Below are 602 nucleotides of genomic sequence, written 5' to 3'. Positions count from 1 at the left end.
GGTAGTGCTTAAACAACCTATCCCTACGATTGACTTGGGTTCACTGGCTCCTGCAACTCGAAGTATTCTGGGTATATCGCCCGACAATAGTCCATTCGAAGGTCAGGATCGGATGAATTCTTGCGCTTATCATCAAGAGTAAGAATCAATGTGTCATGTGTTATTTCCGCGCCGCACTCAAGTAAATGCGCCAACGCCTTACGAATAAGAATTTCAGTGACATTATGCGCTTCTTTTGCTGCCATCATCTCCTCCTTATATTTGATGAATCAGGCTGCAATATAAAAACTCTTACAGCCTGATTCATTTATTTACTGCATTTTACGCAAAACCATTTTTCTCGCTTCCTGATAAATGGCCTTTCGTTCAGAGTTATCGGTTTTCTCTTCTTCCATCAGAAGAGTCTGGTTTAACCCGCGCGTCGTCACAGGTATATTTCGTTTAATCAAATATGTTGCGGCAAATCCTATTGCTTCACGAATAAGTTCATCCCGGGTCAAATTATCTTTACCGGATTGTTTAGTCATGGGCGGATTCAACTCCGAAGTGCAACGCTAAGCCGCCAATCTTAGCTCTGCAAACACCACAGACGGTTGCCTGAA

At 43.0% G+C, this 602-nt stretch carries 2 protein-coding genes; both read right to left on the bottom strand.

The genetic code is table 11. The annotated features are described in order from the left end of the window. Window positions 1–23: 23 nt before the first annotated feature. On the bottom strand, window positions 24–248 hold the full coding sequence (locus ACSZPU_RS26205; protein WP_499004543.1) for a hypothetical protein: 225 nt from the start codon (window positions 246–248) through the stop codon (window positions 24–26). A 63-nt stretch (window positions 249–311) separates the two neighbouring features. Further along, window positions 312–527, bottom strand: coding sequence for a hypothetical protein (locus ACSZPU_RS26200; protein WP_499004542.1), 216 nt, complete (start codon window positions 525–527; stop codon window positions 312–314). Window positions 528–602: the final 75 nt, after the last annotated feature.

Source organism: Phytobacter sp. V69 (genome assembly GCF_965644215.1).
Taxonomy (GTDB): domain Bacteria; phylum Pseudomonadota; class Gammaproteobacteria; order Enterobacterales; family Enterobacteriaceae; genus Phytobacter.
The sequence above is the reverse complement of the archived record's forward strand: the minus strand, read 5'-3'. Positions and strand labels throughout refer to the sequence as shown.